The organism is Komarekiella delphini-convector SJRDD-AB1 (assembly GCF_014831675.1).
Classification (GTDB): Bacteria; Cyanobacteriota; Cyanobacteriia; order Cyanobacteriales; family Nostocaceae; genus Komarekiella.
The window spans coordinates 1-4,717 of record NZ_VJXY01000126.1 but is presented as its reverse complement, the minus strand read 5'-3'; the positions used below and the strand labels follow the sequence as shown (position 1 = coordinate 4,717).

General features: G+C 36.4%; 5 protein-coding genes. 1 reads left to right on the top strand and 4 read right to left on the bottom strand.

Annotated features, from left to right (window positions below; translation table 11 throughout):
• Positions 1-45: 45 nt before the first annotated feature.
• From FNW02_RS37290 to FNW02_RS37280, 3 genes are all read right to left on the bottom strand, one after another.
• Positions 46-378, bottom strand: a complete 333-nt coding sequence (locus tag FNW02_RS37290; protein WP_191762489.1) for a response regulator — start codon at positions 376-378, stop codon at positions 46-48.
• 403 nt (positions 379-781) lie between these two features.
• Positions 782-1,915 (bottom strand): ISAs1 family transposase, encoded by a 1,134-nt coding sequence (locus FNW02_RS37285; protein WP_191762488.1) that lies wholly within the window; start codon positions 1,913-1,915, stop codon positions 782-784.
• Between the two features lie 440 nt (positions 1,916-2,355).
• Positions 2,356-2,772, bottom strand: a complete 417-nt coding sequence (locus tag FNW02_RS37280) for a response regulator (protein ID WP_431356855.1) — start codon at positions 2,770-2,772, stop codon at positions 2,356-2,358.
• 1,016 nt (positions 2,773-3,788) lie between these two features.
• On the opposite strand from FNW02_RS37280, the gene FNW02_RS37275 reads away from it, so the two are divergent.
• Positions 3,789-3,989 carry a ribbon-helix-helix protein, CopG family gene (locus FNW02_RS37275; protein ID WP_191760784.1) on the top strand — a complete coding sequence of 67 codons (201 nt, stop codon included), beginning with the start codon at positions 3,789-3,791 and terminating at the stop codon, positions 3,987-3,989.
• A 189-nt stretch (positions 3,990-4,178) separates the two neighbouring features.
• Here the strand turns inward: FNW02_RS37275 and FNW02_RS37270 are convergent, their stop codons facing one another.
• The gene (locus FNW02_RS37270) at positions 4,179-4,346 is read right to left on the bottom strand and encodes a hypothetical protein (RefSeq protein ID WP_191762490.1); all 168 of its coding nucleotides are present in this window, start codon (positions 4,344-4,346) and stop codon (positions 4,179-4,181) included.
• Between the last annotated feature and the right edge of the window lie 371 nt (positions 4,347-4,717).

The window sequence follows — 4,717 nt, the reverse complement described above, 5'->3', positions numbered from 1 at the left end:
TATTACTTTTCAACGTAGGAGACTCCTGGTTGCTTGGCTATCAGCCTAAACATCTTGTCCAGGCATCCTACTTTTTTTTGTGCCTTTCACACTACCCTTCATTACCCAACTTTTTCGCGTTGCACCCGTATTTTGACCTTGAGCTAATGAATGTAACTTATGGCAACACTCGAAGCCATCCATATCTGGCATTGAGATATCAAGGAGTACGATATCGGGGTGCAGTTGCTCAAAAACATTTATTGCTTCTGTGCCATTTTCAGCTTCCGCGACTCGATATCCATCCTGCTCTAAGAAAAGTCGCAGCACTGTGCGGAAAAAAGGTTCATCGTCAACAATCAGAGCTAATAATTGGTTTTGTTGAATAGGGGCTGTCATGATGCTTGCTATTCGGAGTTAAATCCTTGACTCTAGGACAGAGCAACACACTAGGGCACTAACAGCGACAAATAACTTGTGATTTGAAAAGCAATGATTAGACATATATCACTAATCGGATTTATGCCCAAAAATCTTGGTAATCAGCCAGGGCGAACGCATCTTATTTACTAATAGAAACTAAGAAAGATTTCAAAATGACATAGATAATTGTAAAAATTGATGTAAATATAAGCAGAATAAATCAAATATTCTCTGAACTTATCAAATAACTTATCTTCAAATAAATGACTATTCATGAATACTAAAATAATTCAATTATCGGGTATATAAAAGTATATTTGTCTAGACAATAAATAAACCTTTTATATAAAACATTAAATCCATATTTTGATGTACTTTTTTAAGCTAACGCTAAAACTCTTAGTAAATAGTTGTTATCCATTGCCGCGAGGAACTGTTTATTTTTGATTCCTCGTTTGACTCGCTTCTCTTTACCTAAAAGATTGACTGCAATTTGCCTTATAATTGCAAAATTATGTGGGGCATTATCTTTCCTAATCCGACATTCATCTTCTCTTAAAGCAACATCTAAGATCCAATGTAATGAGTTTTCTATACCCCAATGGCTGCGAATAGAGTTAGCAAATTCTTTAGCATTACTGACGAGGCTACTGATAAAATAACGAGTTTCGACTGTTGTTTTACCATCTAATAAGCGGATGGACTCTACCATCCCAACACTGCTAAACTTTGACCAAACTGAATCTGGGTCAAGCCGAGTTCCAATTCCAGATAACATGACGTAGTTGCGGATTTCATGACGGCTATGCCCTGTTTCTTCTGTATTATATGTGCTATGTTTAATTCCTTCAAAACCTGTACTTATCCCTGTTTTAAATAGTTCCTCAACTGACTCATAGAGATTGCCTTGATTCTTTTTTAAGGTAATTACATAATCTGCTGATTGCTGTGTAATCAACTTCACTATCTCTTTCTGGCAACCGATTGCATCAATTGTTACAATACATCCAGCTAGTTCTAATACCTTTAATAATTCTGGAATTGCCGTGATTTCATTCGATTGGGAGTCTACCTTTACTTGTCCTAAAACTAATTTATTTGTAGTTGCCCATGCACTCACCATCTGTATTGCACTTTGGTCACTACTCTTATTATAAGAACCACGTAGAGTTTTTCCATCAATTGCAACTACTTCTCCAATAGTTATTTTTTGTATCGATTTCATCCAACTTAAAAAACATTCTTGAAATTGCTGCGGATTAACCAGTGCAAATACGCGTGCGAAAGTATCGTGTGATGGTATTCCATTTGGTAACTCCAAAAATGTTTTTAACCACTCATATTTCGCGCAGCCATACGTCTCAATTGCCACCCAACTATCTGCTCCACAGATCACCGCACAAATTGAAATTGTCAAAATATCTATCAACTTGTGTCGCTTCGTGCGGTCTATTCTTGGGTCTGACATCATAGCAAAATGGTCAGCAATAGTGATTTTGGGCTTGAGCTTCACGCAAACTGGGGCAATATTGCTACTTTTACAATGACTTTACCATCAAAGCCTCATTGCTCAACCTCCATAACATGAGCGATCGCTGCCTTTATCTCTCTGTTAGTATTTATGTACTATATTTAGATGCGTTCGCCCTGGGTAATCAGCCCTTCTTAACAATACAGTTATTAGATTAATTAAGCAAGATTTCCAGTAACTTCACAGTGATAAAAATTTTGCACAGAGTATAATAGCAGCAGTATCAAAACAATTCATAATCATTAATTCATAATTCATACTTAAATTGAAATTATGAATTATGAATTAATAACTATTTGGTCAACGCATTTAATTGAGAACCAAAAAATCAAGTATAAGCGCCCTATAAAATATAATTTGGCTCAATTAAAGGATTTAAATGCTTTCATCGACGACGGAGCATTCTATTCTAATTTCGTGCATTATATGCAAAACTCTGGCTCAAACCTCAAGTAGTCGCCCACCAATGTATACTCCCTGCTTTTTAACAGTTTTGCTACTTCTAGGATTAACTCTGTAGCGCTTGAAGGCTTTTGAATATAGGCTTGAAATCCAGACGCGAGAGCTTTTTTATCTGCCTTCTCTTCAGTATTTCCAGTCAAAGCAATTGCAGGAATTTTTCTAGTTTGTGGATGCTGAAGTGAACGAATATTTTGTATTAACCAATACCCATCTTTAAAGGGCATAGTAATGTCTGAAATTAAAAGATCCACACTAAATTGTTTAATTATTTCTAATCCGGTCATTGCACTGGATGAGGTGAATACTTGAATTCCATAGCTTTCAAGAAGCCGGGTCATTACCAGAAGCATGTCCTGGTGATCATCTACAACAAGAATTGTTACTCCTTGGAAAATATCTATGTTTATTTTATCATCCGAATGTGATTTGAACTAAAAATTGAGATTTTAACTCATGATATGCTTCAGAAATGAGTATCCAGTTTATAGTTCACTTTTAATATTCGAGTTTTTTTACTAATAATGATTATCGTGTATGGGATAAAAAGACTGTTAAGAGCGACTTTTGTATCAAGCTTTCGGCTTGATTATCATTATTATTCAGCTACGATTTGAGGTTAGCGATCGCCTAACAACAGAGCGAACGCTTGGACAATGAAATATTTGATTTTTACTCAGATATCTACTTAAACAAAATTTTGAACCATAACATGGGCATTTGAACCATATTTTGAATTGAAAGTTTAAGTTAGAGCAATTTTTGCAGGGATTTTTTGTGCAAGTTTTGTCCAATTGTGTTTTTTCAACTCATTCTCTAGTTATGATTCAGAATTTCAACTCTCACTCATAATTTGATTCAAAGTTTTAATTTGTGATTAGCGCGAAAGCCTGAATTTCCGTTAACTCTTTTCTAATTTATGGATCAAAATTTTTCTCATATTATGATTCAAAGCATACCGAAGAATATACAGATACAAGATCTAGCGTCACAGTGTTTTTGCCCCGTTATTTGCTTGATGGATAACTAAGGAAGTTCTATTAGCAGTTAGCCTTTACTTAACCGCCTAGTACGTTATCAACTTGATTAAAACAGATTAGGGAATCAGGTTTTTCTAACCTGAGTCTTATTTCCTAAATGGCATTTTAGTAGTGGGTAGTGAGAGTCTTGCTACTCGAACGCCGTTAACTCAAGCAACAATGCAGAGATGACAGTATAAAGTCAGGTCTACAATATTAGTACAGAAGTCAAGAAAGAATGCGTAACCAAAATGGCTTTGACACTTTTGTATTACAATTTCAATCTATTTGGCAGAAATTCTCTAAAACCCAGACTAGGAAAGGCTTAGAAACAAAGGTATGATTTTTCTTTACGTAGATGATATAAGCAGTAAATAATGAATAAAAAGTGGGCTGTCAAACGACTCACGGTAAATCTCACCTCAAGTGAAGCACAAAAACTTGAAGAGTACTGTGCAATGACCGGAAGACCATCAACCGACGTGATTAGAGAGTTGCTGCGTTCTCTTCCAGTAAACGAGAAGGAAGCAGATGACATTACCGAATCCTCTCAACTTGCGGGATTAAGTAGTAGCTGAAAATCGGTAAATTGACTTCAATTTCGCCATTAATAGCATTACATTTCGGAATTGTTTTAATAGAATTAAGTAAGGTCAGATGCATTTTGGTAAAACTTCTTGCCAAAATGCGCTATCAATATGCTTGAACACTAAAATCATGGAGATAACGCTAAAAATCCGGCTGTTCAAGCAAGGTCTACAAACATATTATTGATGATAATCCGGGCAGTTCTCGCCATCCCATCCTCGCGCGTGAATCCCGCAGACCAGCATATTACTACCATAGTATTGCCCATGATAGTTGGAGCAACCAATGCAAGCTACTGGTGTTGATTCAGTCTCATCTAAATCATCCTCATCCTCATCGAATTCCACAATTAACGCACAATTGCAATTCGGGCAGTGGTCTATTTCCCTCGAATTATCATCAACCAAACAAGTCTCAAGTCGTAGGTGGCTCCTGTATTCGCCAGTATCGCTAATATCTGTCCTTAGTGTAGAGAAGTAAGGATAACTGCATTGGCAGACATTGATCTCACATTCAATATCATTAGTGCAACAGGGCTGAAAGTATTTTTGAGCAATCTTCCAGTCCTGTTGAAGAGAAAGACTCTGAGGAGAATGGCACTAAGAAAAGCTCTAAGCTATGCTCCATAATGATTACAGGCATTTATGCGATTAATGAGTCAAGGAGTAGCAGCGATCGCGATTTTTTGTAGGTGTCGTGAATATAGGTGCTGTGAAAT

Coding starts and splice junctions, on each gene's coding strand:
- FNW02_RS37275 (WP_191760784.1), top strand. CDS start 3,789: ATGAATAAAAAGTGGGCTGTCAAACGACTCACGGTAAATCTCACCTCA.
- FNW02_RS37290 (WP_191762489.1), bottom strand. CDS start 378: ATGACAGCCCCTATTCAACAAAACCAATTATTAGCTCTGATTGTTGAC.